This is a genomic window from Collinsella sp. An268 (assembly GCF_002159765.1).
Lineage (GTDB): Bacteria > Actinomycetota > Coriobacteriia > Coriobacteriales > Coriobacteriaceae > Coprousia.
Genome location: NZ_NFJH01000002.1, coordinates 99,592 through 115,470 on the forward strand (window position 1 = coordinate 99,592; position 15,879 = coordinate 115,470).

At 62.5% G+C, this 15,879-nt stretch carries 15 protein-coding genes; 13 read left to right on the forward strand and 2 right to left on the reverse strand.

All coding sequences use genetic code 11. The features are described from left to right. The first annotated feature begins 50 nt into the window (after window positions 1-50). The 4 genes from B5F70_RS02365 to ruvB all read left to right on the forward strand — a co-directional run bounded on the left by B5F70_RS02365 (window position 51) and on the right by ruvB (window position 4,350). Window positions 51-2,003, forward strand: a complete 1,953-nt coding sequence (locus B5F70_RS02365; protein ID WP_158094906.1) for a hypothetical protein — start codon at window positions 51-53, stop codon at window positions 2,001-2,003. Window positions 2,004-2,141: 138 nt separating this feature from the next. After that, window positions 2,142-2,666, forward strand: a complete 525-nt coding sequence (gene ruvC, locus B5F70_RS02370) for a crossover junction endodeoxyribonuclease RuvC (RefSeq protein WP_087203962.1) — start codon at window positions 2,142-2,144, stop codon at window positions 2,664-2,666. Continuing rightward, a complete protein-coding gene (ruvA, locus tag B5F70_RS02375) occupies window positions 2,663-3,280 on the forward strand; it encodes a Holliday junction branch migration protein RuvA (protein ID WP_087203963.1) in 618 nt (205 codons plus the stop codon). Before ruvC ends, ruvA begins: the two co-directional genes overlap by 4 nt. Then, window positions 3,280-4,350 carry a Holliday junction branch migration DNA helicase RuvB gene (gene ruvB / locus B5F70_RS02380; protein WP_087204103.1) on the forward strand — a complete coding sequence of 357 codons (1,071 nt, stop codon included), beginning with the start codon at window positions 3,280-3,282 and terminating at the stop codon, window positions 4,348-4,350. Before ruvA ends, ruvB begins: the two co-directional genes overlap by 1 nt. Before the next feature lie 90 nt (window positions 4,351-4,440). Here ruvB and B5F70_RS02385 read toward each other — a convergent pair whose 3' ends face one another. Together B5F70_RS02385 and B5F70_RS02390 are read right to left on the reverse strand one after the other, a co-directional pair. Further along, on the reverse strand, window positions 4,441-5,340 hold the full coding sequence (locus B5F70_RS02385; protein WP_087203964.1) for a nucleotidyl transferase AbiEii/AbiGii toxin family protein: 900 nt from the start codon (window positions 5,338-5,340) through the stop codon (window positions 4,441-4,443). Next, window positions 5,337-5,954 (reverse strand): type IV toxin-antitoxin system AbiEi family antitoxin domain-containing protein, encoded by a 618-nt coding sequence (locus tag B5F70_RS02390; protein ID WP_204557974.1) that lies wholly within the window; start codon window positions 5,952-5,954, stop codon window positions 5,337-5,339. The genes B5F70_RS02385 and B5F70_RS02390 overlap by 4 nt, the downstream gene beginning before the upstream one ends. 138 nt (window positions 5,955-6,092) lie before the next feature. Here B5F70_RS02390 and B5F70_RS02395 point away from each other — a divergent pair, with 138 nt between their 5' ends. The 9 genes from B5F70_RS02395 to B5F70_RS02430 all read left to right on the forward strand — a co-directional run bounded on the left by B5F70_RS02395 (window position 6,093) and on the right by B5F70_RS02430 (window position 15,871). Beyond that, entirely contained in the window at window positions 6,093-6,707 is a 615-nt protein-coding gene (locus tag B5F70_RS02395) for a recombinase family protein (RefSeq protein ID WP_087203966.1), read from the forward strand. Window positions 6,708-6,973: 266 nt separating this feature from the next. After that, on the forward strand, window positions 6,974-7,555 hold the full coding sequence (locus tag B5F70_RS02400) for a hypothetical protein (protein ID WP_143753904.1): 582 nt from the start codon (window positions 6,974-6,976) through the stop codon (window positions 7,553-7,555). Window positions 7,556-7,819: 264 nt separating this feature from the next. Further along, a complete protein-coding gene (locus B5F70_RS02405) occupies window positions 7,820-8,359 on the forward strand; it encodes a transcription termination/antitermination NusG family protein (RefSeq protein WP_241145878.1) in 540 nt (179 codons plus the stop codon). Between the two features lie 33 nt (window positions 8,360-8,392). After that, entirely contained in the window at window positions 8,393-10,432 is a 2,040-nt protein-coding gene (locus B5F70_RS02410; RefSeq protein WP_158094907.1) for a sugar transferase, read from the forward strand. Then, complete coding sequence (locus B5F70_RS02415; RefSeq protein ID WP_087203970.1) at window positions 10,422-11,477, forward strand: polysaccharide biosynthesis protein; 1,056 nt, start codon at window positions 10,422-10,424, stop codon at window positions 11,475-11,477. The genes B5F70_RS02410 and B5F70_RS02415 overlap by 11 nt, the downstream gene beginning before the upstream one ends. Continuing rightward, window positions 11,477-12,700, forward strand: coding sequence for an NAD-dependent epimerase/dehydratase family protein (locus tag B5F70_RS02420; protein WP_087203971.1), 1,224 nt, complete (start codon window positions 11,477-11,479; stop codon window positions 12,698-12,700). The genes B5F70_RS02415 and B5F70_RS02420 overlap by 1 nt, the downstream gene beginning before the upstream one ends. A gap of 1 nt (window position 12,701) precedes the next feature. Further along, a complete protein-coding gene (locus tag B5F70_RS02425) occupies window positions 12,702-13,817 on the forward strand; it encodes a glycosyltransferase (protein WP_087203972.1) in 1,116 nt (371 codons plus the stop codon). Next, the gene (locus tag B5F70_RS10460) at window positions 13,818-14,738 is read left to right on the forward strand and encodes a hypothetical protein (protein WP_143753905.1); all 921 of its coding nucleotides are present in this window, start codon (window positions 13,818-13,820) and stop codon (window positions 14,736-14,738) included. It abuts the gene before it with no gap. Then, on the forward strand, window positions 14,735-15,871 hold the full coding sequence (locus tag B5F70_RS02430) for a glycosyltransferase (protein WP_087203973.1): 1,137 nt from the start codon (window positions 14,735-14,737) through the stop codon (window positions 15,869-15,871). The genes B5F70_RS10460 and B5F70_RS02430 overlap by 4 nt, the downstream gene beginning before the upstream one ends. Window positions 15,872-15,879: the final 8 nt, after the last annotated feature.

Sequence of the window (15,879 nt, forward strand, 5' to 3'; positions counted from 1 at the left end):
TGAGGGCCGCCTGCGGGCGGCCCTCTCCCCATACGAGGGGGAGAAGGGGTATGAGGATCGCGCTTGCGCAGATAGACATGCGGCTGGGCGACATCGAGGGCATCTGCGCCCGCATCGAGAGCCAGGCGCGCATCGCCCGCGACCAGGGGGCGGACCTCCTCGTCACGCCCGCCCCGCTCTTTGGCGGCACGGCGCCCGGCGGGCTCATCGAGGAGCGCAACTACGAGCACGCGCTCCTCAGCGCGCTCGCCGATCTCGCCGGCAGGCTCGCCGCGCTCGGCATCGACGCCGTGGTGCCCGCCCCCGTGTCGGTGGAGCACATGCCCGTGCTGGAGGCCTTCCTGCTGCGCGAGGGGCGCACCGTCCCGCTCCGGAGCCTCTACGCGTCGCGGCGCACGGGCAGCCTGGAGGAGATGTGGTTCCCGCCCGTCTTCGAGGTCGCGGGAACCCGCATCGCCGTCACGTACGACCCGGCGCGCGATATGCCGGTGCTCGCCCCCGGCTGCGACCTGGTGCTCTTTCCGCTGGCGTCGTCGTTCGACGCGGCGGACGAGGCCACGGCCGCCGTGGCGTCGCTCGCCGACGGCCACACGGTGGGCCTTGCGCGCGAGAAGGGCGTCTGGCTCGCCTGCCTGGCGCCCGTGGGCGCCTTCGACGAGGCCGTCTTTCTGGGCGGCTCGTTTGTGCTCGACGACGCCGGCCGCTGCGTGGCTGCCGCGCCCCCGTTTGAGGAGGCGCTGCTCGTGCAGGATATCGAGCGCGGCAAGACGCTGCCGGCGCTCGAGCCGCTGGAGCTCCCTCACTACCGCCGCGAGGCATGGACGTGGGAGGCGCTCCGCCTGTACGTGCGCGACAGCGTCGACGCCCTCGGGTCGACGGGCGCGGTCCTCACCCTGGCGGGCGACCTGCCGAGCTCGCTTGCCGCCGTGCTCGCGGTCGACGCGCTGGGTCCCCGCAACGTCACGGGCCTTCTCATCGGCCGCTCCGACATGCGCACCCCCGCGCTGGAGACGCTCGAGGTCGAGCGCACCGAGCGCGCCCGCACGCTGGCGCAGACGCTCGGCATCAGGCTTATCGAGCGCGCCCCGGCGGACGCCGCGCGCCTCATCGACCGCGACGCGCCCGCCCTCGGCTCCGCCCTCGCGCGCGAGCGCTTGGAGGGCCTCTACCTCGAGGACGCGGCGTTCGAGCTCGGGGCGGTGGCGGTAAGCGCCCTCACCAAGACCGACTTCGCCCTCGCCGCGCCGCTCGCCGCGGGCGGCTACACGGGCGCCATCGCGCCCTTTGGCGACGTCTATCTCACGCAGCTCGAGTTCCTGGCGCGCGAGCGCAACCGCGCCGGCGCCGCGGTGCCCGCACCGCTTGTGACGCTCAACGCCGTGGAGGACCGCATGGCCGCCATCGTGGCTGCGGCCCTTGCCGGCGCGCCCGCGTCGGCGGCGTACCGCGAGCGCATGGCGCACCTCATGGCGCCGCTCGAGCCCGCGCAGATCGACGGCGTGCTCGAGGCGCATCTGGAGCGCTCGCTCGCGCTCGACGAGATCCCGCTCGCCGCGACCGCGCCCGACGCCGTGGCGCTCCTGCTCATGATCGTGCGCGCCGGAGAGGCGGCGCGCCGCCGGCTCCCGCCCGCGCCCATGGTCTCGGCGGCGCCCTTTGCGGAGCGCCGCTGGCCCTGGCAACTCGCATGGTCGGATACGGGCGCGGGTGCCGAGGAGCCCCTCACCTGCGCCGCCCTGGTGGAGGCGGAGGGCGAGCGCTTCGCCGAGGCGGGGGAGGAGCACGGCCGGCTCGTGCGCAGCGAGATCATGGGGCTGGTCGCCCGCATGCTCGGCATCCCGACCGACGACATGGATGCCGACGACGTGGAGGGCGAGCTCATGCGCCGCATGCAGCAGGCCTTCGAGTCGGCTGCCGAGGAGGGGCACCCGCCGTTTTCGGGCGGGCACCCGCAGGCGCCCGGGGGCAGGCCGCAGGGCTTCTCGTTCTTTTCGGACAACTGAGGCCGGGCACCGTCGCTCGCAGGGGCGCCCGCGGCGTGCCCGCCGCGCCCCAATCCGCCCTTGCGCCGGCGCCCCCGCACGGGTATAGTAGAACACATGTTCTAACTATGTCGGCATGCGGCGGGAGAGAGGAGGCGCATGGTCATCTTGGGTATCGACCCCGGGCTCGCCAACACGGGCTGGGGGATCGTCGAGGAGCGCCGCGGCGAGGTGCGCTGCCGCGCGTACGGCTGCATCCATACCGGCGCGGACGAGCCGCTCGACCAGCGCCTGCGCGCCATCGTGGACGACCTCGCCCGCGTGGTGGGGCGCTATGGGCCGGACGCCGCGGCCGTGGAGGGCGTCTACTTCGGCGCCAACGTGCGCTCTGCCATCCCCACGGCGCACGCCCGCGGGGCGGCGCTCGTGGCCTGCTCGCTTGCCGACGTACCGGTGGGCGAGTACACCCCCATGCAGATCAAGCAGGCGGTGGTGGGAACCGGCGCGGCCGATAAGCGGCAGGTCACCTTCATGGTGCGGAGCCTGCTGCATCTCGATCACGACCCCAAGCCCGACCACGCGGCGGACGCCCTCGCCTGCGCCATCTGCCATGCGCACCTGGCCCGCACCGAGGCACTCACCCATGGCACGTACGTCCAAGAGAAAGGCGACCCCTACTCATGATCGCGCAACTTTCAGGCACGCTTCTGGAGGCCACGCCCACCCAGGCGGTCGTCGATGCGGGCGGCGTGGGCTTCGAGCTCGGCATCTCGGGCACCACCGCGGCGGCGCTGCCGGCCCCGGGCGGCGCGGTGAGCCTCTACACGCGCTTTCGCCTCGCCAACGACGCCATGGCGCTCTACGGGTTCGCCACGCGCGAGGAGCGCACGATGTTCGACCGGCTCATCGCCGTGTCGAGCGTGGGGCCGCGCATGGCGCTCTCGGTGCTGTCGCGCTTCACGGTGGGGGAGCTCTACGCCGTGGTGATGGCGGAGGACGCCAAGGCCATGGCCACGGTGCCCGGCGTGGGCAAGAAGACCGCCCAGCGCCTGATACTCGAGCTCAAGGGCACGCTCGCCAAGGACGCGAGCCTCGCCGGCACCGCCGTGCCCGTGGCGGGCCAGCTCCCGCTTTCCGCCGCCGGCGCCGACGTGCTCGGCGACGCCCGGGCGGCGCTCCTCTCCATGGGCTTCAGCCCGCAGGAGGCCGAGCTCGCGCTCGACGGGTATGATGGTCAGAGCATGCGCGTCGAGGAGCTCCTCGGCGCCGCCCTCAAGCGACTGGGGATGGAGGCATGATGTGGGAGGCCGATGACTCGCGCGACCTGTGGGACGACACGCCCCAGGCGCACGCCCCGCGCGCCCCGAGGGGCGACCGCTTTGTGACGGGCAACTTGACGACGGACGACCTCGACGTCGAGCGCTCGCTCCGCCCCCAGAAGCTCGACGACTACTGCGGTCAGGACCATATCAAGCAGAGCCTGCGCATCCTCATCGAGGCGGCGCAGAGCCGCGGCGAGTGCCTCGACCACGTGATCTTCTCGGGCCCGCCGGGCCTCGGCAAGACGACGCTCGCCACCGTGGTCGCCAACGAGCTCGGCGCGCAGATCAAGACCACGTCGGGCCCCGCCATCGAGCGCACGGGCGACCTCGCGGCCATCCTCACCAACCTGCAGCCGGGCGACGTGCTCTTCATCGACGAGATTCACCGCCTCAACCGCTCGGTGGAGGAGATCCTCTATCCCGCGATGGAGGACTTCGCGCTCGACATCGTGATCGGCAAGGGGCCGGCAGCGCGCTCCATCAGGCTCGAGATACCGCACTTCACCCTCATCGGCGCCACCACGCGCTCGGGCATGCTCACCGGCCCTCTGCGCGACCGCTTCGGCATCTCGTTTCGGCTCGACTACTACGCCATCAAGGACCTGGCGCAGATCGTGCTGCGCTCGGCCTCCATCTTGGGCGTCTCGGTGGACGAGGACTCGGCCCAAGAGATCGCCTCGCGCTCGCGCGGTACCCCGCGCCTCGCCAACCGCCTGCTCAAGCGCGTGCGCGACTACGCGCAGGTGCGCGGCACGGGCGCGGTCGACATCGCTATCGCGCGGGAGGCGCTCGAGTTCTTCGAGATAGACGAGCTCGGGCTCGACTGGATGGACATCCGCATTCTGGAGCGGCTGGCCAAGACGTACCACGGTCGTCCGGTGGGCCTCACCACGCTCGCGAGCGCCGTGGGCGAGGACCCCTCGACGCTCGAGGACGTCTACGAGCCCTACCTCCTGCAGCGCGGCCTCATCGTGCGCACGCCGCAGGGACGCCAGGCGACGCTCGCCGCCTTCGAGCACCTGGGGGTCGAGCCGCCGCGCGCATAGTGATTTACGTTCGAGGGGCGGAGCTACCATCGTGGACGGCTCCGCCCCTCGCGAATTGCTCACTGCCTTACGTAATGGATACCGTTGTCGCTACATATGGTTGTTGCGCCAACACATATCATGAGGGTTCCACGTTGGGTGTTGATGGACGGGAAGGAGTGCGGGTGCGAAGAGCGTCCTCGCTAGCTGTTGGGCGCTAGATAAGTCAGGGGCCACTTGATCCAGCCTCGCTTGGTGCGCCAACCTTCTATAGGTCTGTTCATAGTTTTGGAACCAGAACTCCGGAATCGCAAATGTCTCCGGGAGTTTGATTTTTCGAGCAGCTGCCTCCTTCGCTACTTCGAATGCGAGCAACTCTCCGTCAACGGTGCATGTCTTTGCGAGGATGATGATGTCGACCAGGTCTTTAACGCGTGAAGAAGGCTTGTCGTTGTGAGTTTCGATGATGGCGAGAAACTTGTCTGCCAGCGCAGACTCGGCTCGGCAAACGGAATAGTCGAACACGGGGAGTCCCTCTACATCGAGCCTGTCAGCAGGGGTAATTCTTTCAGGTTTCAGACCGGCAACCTCATCGATAACGAGGTCTATGGAGATTGGCTGGGCGGTTTTGCTTCCAAATAGCGGCGTGAACCATACTTTCATGCCGCAGCGATATTCATCGTCAGACTTGATGGCTTCTACTCGGTCGAAATGAAAGGCGATAAAGTCTCCAAGGTCGAGGGAGGCGAGGCGCGTCAGTTCTTCAACGGCGGAAAGAAGGGTATCCTCTTGAGAAACAAGATCGATGTCTCGTGTGGCTCGTGCGTCAATGGTTCGCGCGAGCATGCTCATTCCTCCCTTCAAAACGAATGGCGAATCCTCGCTACTGAACACTCGACACAACAGCCGATGAAGGTAGAAAGCTGACATTGCTCGACCGGTGTCGAGCGGCGATGCCTTAGCAGCGGCTTTAACAGCCATCTCCAAGGCGGCAGGGGTTCGGTATCTCATGAGTTTCGCTCCTCTCGCGCAGCGAGGATGTGCTTCTTCAGCGGCATAAGCAGTCTCTTCTTTTGGGGAGTCTTCGCGATGCCCTGCACAAGGTCCTCGAGTCGGTGAAGGTCGAGCCCTCTGGCGGAGGCGTCGCGAAACGCATTGCCGATAAGGGAAGGGTCTTCGAAGTCGAGGCAAAGATCCACGAGGGTCCGTTCGGGTCGTGTGACGGGGAGCCCCAGCATCCACGAGACGTCTTGGCGGTCAATGGCCCGGATGCCGAAGCTTGTCGATATGAGCCGAGAGTTGATTCTTGCTGGCGAGAATATACGGTAGGGCGTGGAGAAAAAGTCTCCTATGCCTAGTAGGCAGGCGGCGGTGTGGCCGCCAATTGCGATGCCATCCCACGTGCGCTGTCGCTCCCAAGTAAACAGTGAAGGCTTAGTGAGCTTCCAGATGGCGGTCAGCTCATCGGTTTCAAGTGCCGGTGTTCCCGTGAGGCGGTAAGCACCATGGCAGATGCGCTCGGCCCTTCCAACGGCGCAGGCGTGGGCGAGGGCGTTGCGCGTGATGCCGAGCCGCGCCGCCTGTGCCGTGGTGAAGACGCCTTCTGATGCTGACAGCTCGTTCATAGAGGAAATGTGATTCGCATACATCATGTTGCAATTGTACAAAATAATCAAACGATTGCAACATGAACATAGCCAGAAGCGAATCGACGGCAGCAACGGCGGCCTTTACGCATGCGATAGGAAACGGGGTGCGGCTCAATGGCGGGGCGGGTGTTTGGATACGCGCGGGTGAGCACGCGCGAGCAGAATCTCAACAGACAGATCGATGCGCTCAACGCGTTTGGGGTGGACCGGATCTTCGCCGACCGCGCGAGCGGCCGCGACTTCGACCGGCCCGCCTGGCGCGAGCTCCTCTCCGCCATCGAGGGCGGCGACGTGCTCGTGGTCAAAAGCATCGATCGGCTCGGCAGGAGCTATGAAGAGGTCATCGACATGTGGCGCACCATAACCAAGGAGCGGCGCGTGGCGGCGGTGGTGCTCGATATGCCGCTGCTCGACACACGGCAGGAGACCCAGGGCATAACCGGTACGCTCATCGCCGATATCGTGCTCGAGCTTCTTTCCTATGTGGCGCATGTCGAACGTGAGAATATCCGGCAGCGTCAGGCCGAGGGCATCGCAGCGGCCCATCGCCGGGGCGTGCGCTTCGGCCGTCCGCGTAAGGAGCGCCCGGGTGCCTACGGGGAGATCGTAAATCTCTACGGGGCGGGCCAACTATCCCGCAAAGAGGCCGCCTGCCTGCTCGATGTGAGTGTGAGCACGTTCGATAGGTGGCGCAAAGAGGATCTGCTGGCAGGGTTGACTGAACGGTAGCCCGAGAAAACCGCTGGTGAGGGCGGAGTGACCTGCTGCAAAAGGTACAGGTTTTAACCCTCTAACTCCGGCCACCTACTATAAGGCACCCCTACGCCATATTTTAAACAAATCGGGATTTTCATAAGGCTCTGACACTGCCTTTACCTAGCGCCGACCGGTTGTGACATCAAACGCGCCGGTCGTGTCAAAACCTGTACCTTTTGCACCCTTCCAGCCTACGGGGATGCAAGAGGAGCAGGTGACCGGGGAAGGAGGAAGCGTTCATGGCCACATCGGTTTTGCAGCCGCGACACACCGCGCTTCGCCTGCCTCAAGGTCGTCGCGTGCCCCGCGGCAGCACCCGGTGGTATGCGCTTACCGTTCCCGAGGGGCGTGAGGAGAGCATCGCACGCGACTTGCGCAAGCTCGTACCCGCAGATCTTCTCCATGACGTCTTCGCTATCCGCAAGGAGTATTGGGTCAAGCGCGGAGGTGCATGGAGCCTCAACTCAAAGATTGCCTATGCCGGTTATCTCTTCGGGCAGACGGCTGATCCCGCTGGACTCCAGAAGGCGCTCGCGCAGCTCACGCTGCCGGTGGTGCTCGTCGGCGCGCACGGGCACGCATGGGCGCCGCTTGCGCCCGAGGCGGAGGCATGGCTCAAGCGCGCGCTCGATGTCGGGCACGTTCTCCGTTCGAGCACGGCTCTGGTGGAGGACGGCAAGCTCCGCATTGTCTCAGGTCCGCTCCGAGGCATGGAGGGGCGCCTGCGTGACGTAGACAGCCACCGACGGCGCTGCATGGTCGACATCGCCGATGCCGACGGCGGCTTCAGCGAGCTCATGCCGCTCGAGGTGCGCAAGTAGGCACGCAGTTGTTTGCGCGCGCCCCAGCGGCCGCATGGATGCCGGGGCGCGCGCAGCCAACTGGGATGCTGGGAAACCGGTGTCCGCTGCAGAACATACCTTTTCTCCGGATGGGTGGAGCCACGTTGCTGACCTGCTCGGGTTGGGGGAGTGCATAGGCCGGGTGAGAACCTGCCCCATGGGCAGGATGGGCGAAGCCGTAGCCGCATCCCCCCAACCCGGCCGTGCCACCCCCGACTCGTCATGCAGGAAGCGGTGGTAGCCGTGTGGTACGTCATCCAGGTCATGCACGGGCGCGAGGACGCCATGGCCCGTCTCATCGGGCGCGTCGTTCCCGCTGAGGTCATGGGGGAGTGCTTCAGCCCCACGTTCGAGACCGAGACCAAGGTCAAGGGCGAATGGGTGCGCGTAAAGCGCCAGATGCTCCCCGGATACCTCATCGCCGTCACCGACGAACCGCGCCGCCTGGCAGATGCGATCGCACCCCTTCCGGAGTTCTGCCGGGTGCTCATGCAGGGCGGTAGGTTCATCCCGCTGGGGCGGGATGAGGTGGAGCTCATCGACGGCTTCACGCGGACGGGGGCGCGCTGCGTGCCCATGTCCGTCGCCGTCAAGGAGGGCGACCGCGTGGTGGTGACCGAAGGGCCGCTCAAGGGCCATGAGGCGCTGATTGCCGAGGTCAATCGCCATAAGTCGCTCGCCTATCTGGAACTCGACATCTGCGGCCGTCGCGTGCGGACGCGCGTGGGGTTGGGTGTGTTGAGCGCCAAGCGCGCCGAGGAGCGTGCGGCGGAGTCTCGATAGCGTAATGCTTGTACGATTCAAAGGATGGGATACATGCTTGGGGGAAGAAGCTCCTCATCCGCCGGGGAGGTTGTAATCGATACCGGAGGCCTGCAGGATACGCCAAGCGAGACGCCCGGGATCGTTGATGAGCCCGATGATGGGCGAGAGGCGTATGCGGACCTTCGCGAGGCCGAGGAAGCGGCGGACAACGATTGCCGGCTTGCCCAGAAATCGTTCCTGCTCTTCAAACGAAGCTCGGATATCGTGCTCGCTTCGGCGGGGCTTGCGGTGCTTTCGCCGGTGCTGCTCGCCACGGCAATTGCTGTCAAGGTAACGAGTCCTGGGCCCATTATCTTCAAGCAGTTGCGCTTCGGTAAGAACAAAAGGCCATTTGTTTGCTACAAGTTCAGATCAATGCGTACAGAGGCGCCGGACAACCTGCCCACAGCGCTTATGAACGAGGACAAGAACTGCCTGACGCCCATCGGGGCGTTCATACGCAAGACATCACTTGATGAGTTGCCGCAGCTAGTGAACATCATTAAAGGAGACATGTCCGTTATCGGTCCGCGTCCCATGATATTGAGCGAGTATCGGCAAATCGAGATGCGTGACGCCTACGGGGCGAATGATATCCAGCCCGGTCTTACTGGCTTGGCGCAGGTCAACGGACGAGATTTTGTAACGCCCGGGCTCAAGGCACGGATGGATGGTGTGTATCGCCATAACCTGAGTGCCCATCTGGATGCGGTGTGCTTTATAAAGAGCATCGAGGTCGTATTGTCGCGGCAGGGTAATGCTGCCGACAGCGGCGTTGGTAAGTCAGTTAAAAAGACGGAACCCGCACCGCTCACGCTCCCCAAGAAGCGCACGAAGATCTTGGTGGTCAGTCAGCACTACTGGCCCGAGCCCTTCAATTTCGCCGAAATATGCGAGGAGCTTGTTCAGCGCGGGTACGACGTCACGGTGCTCACGGGCCTGCCCAACTACCCCGAAGGGGCGATCTATCCGGGATACGAAGGCGGAAAGAACCGGTATCAGGTACGTAACGGCGTGCGCATCATCCGCTCTCCTTTGATACCGCGTGGCACATCGACGGTACAGCGCGTGGTGAACTATTTCAGCTTTAGTCATGAGGCGACCAAGATGACGGCGGGCTTGGAGTCCGACTTCGATGTCGTGCTTGCGTTCCAGACCTCTCCCGTCATGATGGCGGAGCCCGCTCTCGCCTATGCCAAGCGTACGGGCGTGCCGGTGTTGCTGTGGTGCATCGATATCTGGCCGGAATGCCTGACGGCGGGCGGTATCCCCGCGGGAAGCGCGCCCTACAACCTATTCAAGTTGATTTCTAAACGGATTTATCGCTCGGCGGATAGGCTGGCGGTCACATCCCCTCTGTTCAAAGAGTACTTGCACGACATGTTTGGAATGAACACGTCTGAGCTGATTGATTTACCGCAGTATGCGGAGGATCTCTTCACCGACGAGGCGGAGGATATTCCCGAGGGGTATGACCGAACGAAGATTAACCTCACCTTTGCGGGAAATATCGGTTCGGCGCAGTCTGTCGAGACGATTATCGAGGCAGCGCGCCTCGTGAAGGAGGAGGAGCGCCTGCTGTTCCATGTCGTGGGTTCGGGATCATCCGAGCAGACATGCAGGGATTTGGCAAAACAATATGGCCTGAACAACGTGGTGTTCCATGGGCGACATCCTCTGGAGGAGATGCCCGCGTACTACCAGGCGTCTGATGCGATGCTGGCGACCTTTGCAGATAACCCCGTACTGGGGTATACACTGCCGCGCAAGATCCAATCGTATCTTGCCGCCGGCAAGCCCATCATCGGGACGGTGACCGGTGAAGCGGCACGCGTCATTAACGAGGCGCCTTGTGGCTTGGCATCGGCGCCGGAAGATCCCGTTGGGCTCGCCGCCAATTGCCTGGTGTTCGCTGAACAGCCTGACAGTATTCGGGTGGCCCTCGGCAGACGCGGCAAAGCGTATTACGAGAAACACTTCACCAAGCAGGCATTCTACAGCCGGCTTGAGAAAGAACTGAATGATTTGAAGGGAAAGAAACATGGCGCATGAGGCGTTCGGCGGCAAGACGCTGATGATCACGGGGGGCACGGGGAGCTTCGGCAACACCGTGCTCAAGCACTTCCTGGAGAGCGACGTCGGGGAGATCAGGATCTTCAGCCGCGACGAGAAGAAGCAGGACGACATGCGGCACGCGCTGCAGGCGCGGCACCCGGGGCACGCCTCCAAGGTCCGCTTCCTCATCGGCGACGTGCGCGACGCGCGGTCCGTGCGAGACGCCATGCGCGGGGTCGACTACGTCTTCCACGCGGCGGCGCTCAAGCAGGTGCCCTCCTGCGAGTTCTTCCCCATGGAGGCGGTCCGCACCAACGTGATCGGCACCGACAACGTGCTCCACGCCGCGATCGACGAGGGCGTGGACAGGGTCGTGTGCCTCTCCACGGACAAGGCGGCCTACCCCATCAACGCCATGGGCAAGTCGAAGGCCATGATGGAGTCGGTCATCTACGCCAACGCCCGCAACGGCGCCGGCAGGACCACCATCTGCTGCACGCGCTACGGCAACGTCATGTGCTCCCGCGGCAGCGTGATCCCGCTCTTCATCGACCAGATCCGCGCCGGGCGCCCCGTGACGGTCACCGACCCCTCCATGACGCGCTTCCTCATGAACCTCGACGAGGCGGTGGACCTCGTGGAGTTCGCCTTCCTGCACGCCGAGCCGGGCGACCTCTTCATCCAGAAGGCGCCCGCCTCCACCATCGGCGACCTCGCCGAGGCGGTGCAGGAGCTCTTCGGCAGGACCGGCACCCGGGTCATCGGCACCCGCCACGGGGAGAAGCTCTACGAGACCCTCATGACCCGCGAGGAGCGCCTGCGCGCCGAGGACATGGGGGAGTACTACCGCGTCTCGTGCGACTCCCGCGACCTCAACTACGACCGGTTCGTGGTCGAGGGCAGGGTAGAGACCCAGGCGGACGAGCCCTACACGAGCCACAACACGCGGCGGCTCGACGTCGCCGGGACGGTGGAGAAGATCAAGACCGCCGAGTACGTGAGGCTCGCCCTCGAGGGCCGCGAGCACGAGGCGGTGCAGTAGTGAAAGTTCTGGTTACGGGAGCCAAGGGCTTCGTGGGCCGCAACCTCTGCGAGTCGCTGAAGAGCGTCCGCGACGGGAAGGACAGGCGGGAGAGGTATAGGCCTCTCCTGCCCCTGACCGTCTGGGAGTGCGACGTCGAGACCCCGCGCGAAGAGCTCGACGCCTGGTGCGCGGGGGCCGACTTCGTCTTCAACCTCGCCGGCGTGAACCGCCCCGAGGACCCCGCCGACTTCATGGCCGGCAACTTCGGGTTCGCCTCGGAGCTGCTGGGGCTCCTCGAGCGCCATGGCAACCGCTGCCCCGTCATGCTCGCGAGCTCGGCGCAGGCCTCCCTCGTCGGCCGCTACGCGGGCTCCGCCTACGGCGAGTCCAAGCGCGCGGGCGAGGAGCTGTTTTTCGATTACGGCAAGCGCACCGGCGCCCCCGTCCTCGTCTACCGCTTCCCGAACCTCTACGGCAAGTGGTGCCGCCCCAGGTACAACTCCGCGGTCACGACGTTCTGCGACGCCATCGCCAACGGCCGCCCCTACACCGTCAGCGACCCCTCGGTCGAGCTGGAGCTCCTCCACATCGACGACCTGGTGGGGGAGATGCTCTCCGCCCTGCTGGGGGAGGAGCACCGCTGCGGCTACGACGGCCTCGAGCCCGTCCCCGACCCGGGGGGGCGCTACTGCCACGTCCCGGCGACGGACCGGGCGACCCTCGGCGAGATCGTCTCCCTGCTCGAGTCCTTCAGGAGGAGCCGCGGGGACCTGTCCGTGCCCGACCTCACCGAGGGGTCGCTCTCCAAGAAGCTCTGGTCGACCTTCGAGAGCTACTACGGCGCCGGCTCCCTCGCGTACCCGCTGCGCGCGAACCGCGACGGCCGCGGCTCCTTCACTGAGTTCCTGCGCACCCCGGACCGCGGGCAGGTGTCCGTGAACGTCTCCAAGCCCGGCGTCACGAAGGGCAACCACTGGCACCACAGCAAGTGGGAGCGCTTCCTCGTCGTCTCCGGCGAGGCGCTCATCCGCCTGCGCCGCGTCGGCGTCGACGCGGAGGGGAGCCCGTACCCGGTGGAGGAGTACCGCGTCTCCGGCGCGGAGCCCACCGTGGTCGAGATGGCGCCCGGCATGACACATTCAATAACGAACCTCTCGGACACGGACGACCTCGTCACCGTCATGTGGGCCAGCGAGCCCTTCGACCCCGAGAGGCCCGACACGTATTTCGAGGAAGTGTAGCGTGACGGTATACGCACACATCAATACCGTGCCTAATGGTTCCACGGGTGGGATTATGATAAAGGAGCATAGTGAGCTCCTTTCGCACGGGAAGGATTCGTATGCCTTTTGGGGTCGAGGCCGCGAGGCTCAAAACGACCATGAGATGAAGTTCGCTACAAAGCCCGAAGTCTATCTTGATGCCCTGCAAACTCGTTTGGACGGTCGTGCAGGATTTCATTCGAAGACGGCTACGAAGCGTTTGCTAAGGCGCCTGGATGAAATAAAGCCAGATGTCGTTCACTTGCATAATCTGCACGGGTACTACATCAATATCGAAATGCTGTTCAATTGGCTGGCTGCACAGAATTGCAAGGTCGAATGGACCTTGCATGATTGCTGGGCATTTACAGGCCATTGCGCGTATTTCACATATGTGAAGTGTGCGCAATGGCAATCTCATTGCGCGTACTCAGATAAATGCCCTCAGCTCAATACCTATCCCAAGACGATTTGTAAAAAAGCCTGCGCGCGGAACTTCGATGAAAAGCGTCGTCTCTTTGCAAGCATTTTACCTGAGAGGATGAAACTCATCACTCCCTCTCAGTGGCTTGAGGGGTTGGTCAAGCGGAGTTTCCTCGGGACTTATCCCATCGAGGTTCGTCACAACACCATCGATACAACCGTTTTCAAGCCAACTCCAAGCGACTTTCGCGCGCGCTACGGTATCGGTGATCGTTTCATGATTCTTGGCGTCGCCAGCCCGTGGACCGAGCGGAAAGGACTGTCAGATTTCATTCGCCTGGCAGGAGAGTTCGGCAACGAGGGGTTTGCGTTCGTCCTCGTTGGGCTAGACAAGAAGCAGTTTCGGTGGTTGCCGAGGGGCATTATCGGCATCCCCCGCACTGATTCTCCGCGGGAGCTTGCGGGAATATATTCTACGACTGACGTGTTGTTCAACCCGACGCATGAGGACAATTTCCCCACGGTAAATCTAGAGGCCGAAGCTTGTGGCACATCTGTTGTGACGTATGACGCGGGAGGTTGTAGCGAAACGCTATTGTCGGCGACATCCTGCTCGGTTGCTGGTTACGAGCAGGCAAAGATTGCGATCATGCGACTATCTGGAAGGAATTAATTGAAAGCGATAGTGGAAAGCGTTGCTTGGGATAACGCGAAATCGAGCGGCGCTAACATTGGGGCAAAAGGATCGAGGGCATACTTTGAATCTGCAGCGGTTTCGCTTTGGTCTGTTAAGAGAACAAATCCTGATTGGGAAGCTCTATTAGTAACGAACACTGAAGTCCCTAGCGATGTGCGCGACATTCTAGATGGTTTTGGGGCGATAGTCATTCACCAACCGTTTGAAAAGTTTTCATTTCCATTTGACGTGCCTTGGCATCTTGCATACTACAAGCTATGCGCTGTCGACTCTGTGCTTTCCTCTGAATCATACCAATACGTTTGTATGCTTGATACAGATACTTGGGTTAGGGGTTCTCTCGAAGAACTATATGCTTCTTCGAGGGGGGGGGTATCGATGATTGATCTGCATGCGCCTTTAGCCGACAGAGATCGAAGGGCGATGGAGACAGATCTCAAGCACATCGGTATTGAAAAACCGGAATGTTTCTTGCCCTTCTATGGCGGCGAGCTTCTGTGTGGCGGTGTGTCTGAGCTTCGCTTGGTTTTGGATGCGTGCTCATACGTTCACAGAAAAATGGTTTCTCACGGGTACGTTTCCAAACGAGGTGATGAATTTCTGCTGTATGCATCCACGGCTCTTGGATCTTTGCCAACTGTAGTGTCGGCGAACGGGTACGCCACGCGCTGCTGGACGGGTCGCTACTATTCCGTTCCTAGATGGGAAGACTTAGCCATACTCCATTTACCTGCTGAGAAAGTTTACAGCTTTCCTCGTGCTTTTAAGAAACTAAATCACATGGGTCAGATTGATCCGGCATGGTTCGAACGGTCGTGTGGCTTAAGGCAGTCAAGGCGTCCAGTTTCCCCTCTGTGGATGGCTAAGAGATCGCTTGATAAGGTGTTGAAGCGATGAGGCTCACCTTTTTTTCAAATTACTTCAATGCGCATCAACTGCCCTTGGCGCTTGAGTTTTGTGCCATGGAGGGGGTCGATTATACCTTTGTATCCCTTATGCACACGGAAGGTGCCGTGGGACGGGACTCTCTCGACGCGATTTATCCCTTCGTATTGCGTGAGTATGAGGGGACTGATCAAGCTGATGAAGCCATGAGGCGCGCTATTGAGGATGATGTTGTCGTTTTTGGCGACATGGCCGGTAAAGAACAGTACGTTCGAGCTAGGGCGAAGACGGGCAAGATGTTCTTTCGCTATGCCGAGCGTCTTCTCAAGCGCGGTGACTGGTGGCGCTTTGTGCCTCCTAAACGTTATAGAACGTGGGATCGATTCGGACGATATAAAAACTCAAACATGCATGTTCTCTGCGCAAGCGCATATACGGCTCGCGACCTCTCCATGTTCGGCTTTCCCCGGAGCAAGTGTCTAAAATGGGGGTACTTTCCACAGGTTGCGACAAACGATGCACAATATGCTCTTCTGAGTTCACAGAAAAGTCGATGTGCGAACACCGTCTGTAGCGTACAGCGGCTTATTCCATTAAAGCGCGTCGATATGCAACTCCAAGCACTCGGTCTCCTCAAACAGGAAGGGTTTGACTTACATCTTCGTATAGCGGGAGATGGTCCTGAGAGGCATCGTCTTGAGTGCCTCGCTATAGATTTGGGAATATCTGATCGCGTTCATTTTTTGGGAGAGCGTTCTCATGAGGAGGCCCTTTTGCTCATGAGCGACAGTTCCATTTTTCTTGCCACCAGCAACCGAAGCGAAGGATGGGGGGCAACGATTAATGAAGCCATGGCAATGGGGTGCTGTGTTATCGCAAGCAGCGAAATGGGCAGTGTTCCGTTTCTGATTCGTGACGGAGTTAATGGCTTATCCTTTGACGGTGGCTGCGAGTCCCTGACATCGAAGCTGAGGTTTGTTGCTACTCATCTTGATGATCTTCGTTTGATGGGGAAAAATGCAGTCGAAACAGTTAGCACGGATTGGAGTGCGGCATCTGCGGCGGTAAATCTTGTGCGCGTAGCCAAGGCGCAGATGGATCGCAGGAGTTTCTTGCCGGAAAAAGGCCCATTGAGCCGGGCCTAAAGTTGTCC

Excerpts from the sequence above, each read along its gene's own strand:
- B5F70_RS02365 (WP_158094906.1), top strand. The coding sequence starts at position 51 with ATGAGGATCGCGCTTGCGCAGATAGACATGCGGCTGGGCGACATCGAG.
- ruvC (WP_087203962.1), top strand. The coding sequence starts at position 2,142 with ATGGTCATCTTGGGTATCGACCCCGGGCTCGCCAACACGGGCTGGGGG.
- ruvA (WP_087203963.1), top strand. The coding sequence starts at position 2,663 with ATGATCGCGCAACTTTCAGGCACGCTTCTGGAGGCCACGCCCACCCAG.
- ruvB (WP_087204103.1), top strand. The coding sequence starts at position 3,280 with ATGTGGGAGGCCGATGACTCGCGCGACCTGTGGGACGACACGCCCCAG.
- B5F70_RS02385 (WP_087203964.1), bottom strand. The coding sequence starts at position 5,340 with ATGAGATACCGAACCCCTGCCGCCTTGGAGATGGCTGTTAAAGCCGCT.
- B5F70_RS02390 (WP_204557974.1), bottom strand. The coding sequence starts at position 5,954 with ATGAACGAGCTGTCAGCATCAGAAGGCGTCTTCACCACGGCACAGGCG.
- B5F70_RS02395 (WP_087203966.1), top strand. The coding sequence starts at position 6,093 with ATGGCGGGGCGGGTGTTTGGATACGCGCGGGTGAGCACGCGCGAGCAG.
- B5F70_RS02400 (WP_143753904.1), top strand. The coding sequence starts at position 6,974 with ATGGCCACATCGGTTTTGCAGCCGCGACACACCGCGCTTCGCCTGCCT.
- B5F70_RS02410 (WP_158094907.1), top strand. The coding sequence starts at position 8,393 with ATGCTTGGGGGAAGAAGCTCCTCATCCGCCGGGGAGGTTGTAATCGAT.
- B5F70_RS02415 (WP_087203970.1), top strand. The coding sequence starts at position 10,422 with ATGGCGCATGAGGCGTTCGGCGGCAAGACGCTGATGATCACGGGGGGC.
- B5F70_RS02430 (WP_087203973.1), top strand. The coding sequence starts at position 14,735 with ATGAGGCTCACCTTTTTTTCAAATTACTTCAATGCGCATCAACTGCCC.